General features: G+C 68.6%; 2 protein-coding genes. Both read right to left on the bottom strand.

Annotated elements, in window-relative coordinates:
* Window positions 1-67, bottom strand: a 67-nt coding sequence (locus ACX4ZE_RS22620; protein WP_480275481.1) for a polyketide synthase docking domain-containing protein, incomplete at its 3' end; no start/stop codon positions are given.
* 11 nt (window positions 68-78) lie between these two features.
* Window positions 79-2,875 (bottom strand): type I polyketide synthase (locus ACX4ZE_RS22615; RefSeq protein WP_480275480.1); only part of this gene is annotated, 2,797 nt, incomplete at its 5' end.

Below are 2,875 nucleotides of genomic sequence, written 5' to 3'. Positions count from 1 at the left end.
GCCGCAGCCGCACCGTCTCCTTCACCGCACTACGAAGAGCACCGACCAACTCCTCGACCGACCCCATCTCCGAATCCATCACGACTCAGCTCCTTCATTCGCCAGCGAAATCAGATCCGCGATCCCCAGCCCGTCGATCACCGCCTCATCCACCACAGACTCGGCGGGCCCTGAGTCGAGCAGGGCGAGTAGCGCTTCCAACAACCCGGCCTCGCGGAGCCTGCTGATCGGCACTGCGGCGAACTCTCGCCGGAAACGGGCCTCGTCGAAACCGTTATCTGCGTTCCCCGCCGCCACGGGGAACAGCTCGTCACACACCATGCGGGCGAGTTTGGCCGGCGTGGGATGGTCGAACAGCACAGTCGACGACATCCGCAGCCCGGTCGCCCTGGTGAGCCTGTTGCGCAGTTCGAGTGCGGTGAGCGAATCCGCGCCGAGCTCGGTGAAGGTCCGGCCGTCGGGAACCTGACCGGAATACCCCAGTACCGCGACCATCTCCGCCCGGATCAGATCCATTAGCATCTGCTCACGCTTGGCCGGGGGCGATGCGGCGAGTCGTCGCAGGAAACCGGCATCACCGCTGTCCGACTCGCGGCTGCGCTGCGCGCGGCGCGGGCGAATCAAGCCGCGAAGCAAAGGCGGGGTCTCGCCCACTATCGAGGCACGATCCAGCAGCATCGGTACGAGGTACGCCGCGTCCTGCCGCAGAGCGATATCGAACAGGCGCAACCCGTTGGTGTCGGTCAGGCCACCGATACCGGACCGCGCCAAGCGGGCGCGATTCGCCGCACCCAATTCCGCAGCCAGGCCGCGTTCGGCCCAAGCGCCCCAGCCGAGCGTTGTGCCGACCAGTCCCTGTTCTCGCCGATGTCGGGCGAGCGCGTCGAGGAATGCGTTGGCCGCCGCGTAGTTGCCCTGTCCCGCCGTACCGAAAATTCCTGCGACGGAGGAGAACAGCACGAATGCGGCGAGATCCGCGTCGCGGGTCAGCTCGTGCAGGTTCCACGCGGCATCCACCTTCGGCCGCAGCACAGCGTCGATCCGTTGGTCGGTGAGCGCGTCGACGACTCCGTCGTCGAGTATTCCGGCCACGTGAATCACCGCAGTCAACGGATGCGTGGCCGGAATGTCCGCCAGCGTAAGGGCGAGCGCCTCCCGGTCGGCGACGTCGCAAGTCGCCACGAGGGCCTGCGCGCCGAGGCCGGACAGCTCAGCGCACAGTTCCGCCATTCCGGAGGCTTGCGGGCCCCGGCGACTGGCCAGCAGCAGCCGCCGGACACCGTATTCGGTCACGAGATGGCGAGCGACGAGTTGCCCCAGCGCGCCGCTCGCACCGGTAATCAGCACAGTGCCATACGCGGGCCATTCCGTACGCGGCGTACCCGCTGCCCCAGCCGCTGCCAGCCGGGCGCACAGTAGCGTCCCGGCCCGAAGTGCGATCTGGGGCTCACCGGCCTCCAAAACCCCGGACAGGGCTTCGCGCGATGCCGGTTCGGTGTCGATGTCGACCAACGCGAATCGTTCCGGATTCTCGGTATGAGCGGAAAGCATCAGGCCCCTGGCGCTCGCCGCAGGCAGGTCGGTAATAGTCTCGTCCGGTTGGGCCGCGACCGCGCCGCGCGTGACAACCACCATCCGCGCGGTACCGAACCTGTTGTCCGACAGCCAGGATCGGGCCGATGCCGAAATCCGGTGACACGCGCTGTGCACAGCGGCTGCCATATCGCCGGAGCCGTCCGCACCGCCGTCGAACGGGATCAGCACCGCATCCGGCGCGCCCGCCCCCGCGTCGATCGCGGCGGCGAGTCCATCGAGATCGGCGTAGGTGTCGACCTGATGTCCGGCGGAGATCAGCTCTTCTGCCAGTCCGAGGCCGTCACCGATCACAGTCCAGGCGGCGGGCGAGGCGACCGGCTCGGCCGTGACGGGCACCCACCGCAGGTCGAACAGCGAGTCGGTGGCCGGGCCGAGTTGGTCCGCGGTCACCGGCCGCACGCTCAGCGAAGCCACCGAGGCGATCAGCCGCCCGGCGGGATCGGTCACGGTGATCGCGACCGCAGCCGGGCCGACCGGCACGATGTGCGCCCGCACCGCCGAAGGTCCGGTGGACCAGCGGCGCACGCCGGTCCAGGCGAACGGCACATGCGCCGCATCGGCGACCGGCAACACACCGAGACCGAGAGTGTGCAGCGCCGCATCGAGCAGAATCGGGTGCAGCCCGAACGAATCCGCCTGCTTCGACTCTTCGTCGGACAACCCGATATCGGCGAAGATCTCCTTGTCCCGACGCCAGACCGCACGCAGCCCTTGGAATGCGGGACCATATTCCAGCCCAGTCGCGCCGAGTGCGTCGTACCAGTCGGCCAAGTCGACCGCCTCGGCATCCTCTGGCGGCCATATAGCCGGGAAATCGACATCGTCGCCCGCATCGGCGCAGACCGTGCCCACGGCGATCCGCGTCCAGTCGTCGGCCTCGTCCCGGTCTGTCGGCCGGGTATGCACAGTCACCGACCGCCGTCCGTCTTGATCGGACTCGGTGACGGCGATCTGGATGTCGACCGCGCCGTTCTCGGGCAACGTCAGTGCGGCGGTCAGGGTCAGGTCCTCGACGGTGTCGGCGCCCACCCGCTCGGCCGCGGCCAGCACCAGTTCGACCAAGCCTGCTCCTGGAAACACAACCCTGTCCCACACCCGGTGGTCGTTCAGCCATGGCTGCGTACTGAGCGCGAGCCGTCCGGTCAGCAGCAGCGAGTCCGTATCCGCCGGGCGGACCGCTGCGGCGAGCAGCGGGTGCCCGGCGGTGTCGAGCCCGAGCCCGTCCGCACCGATGCCGACGTCGGTGGCGCTCGGCCAGTAGCGCTTGTGCTCGAAGGCG

The sequence above is a fragment of the Nocardia sp. TBRC8007 genome, from assembly GCF_056629435.1.
This window is presented reverse-complemented; position numbering and strand designations above follow the sequence as displayed.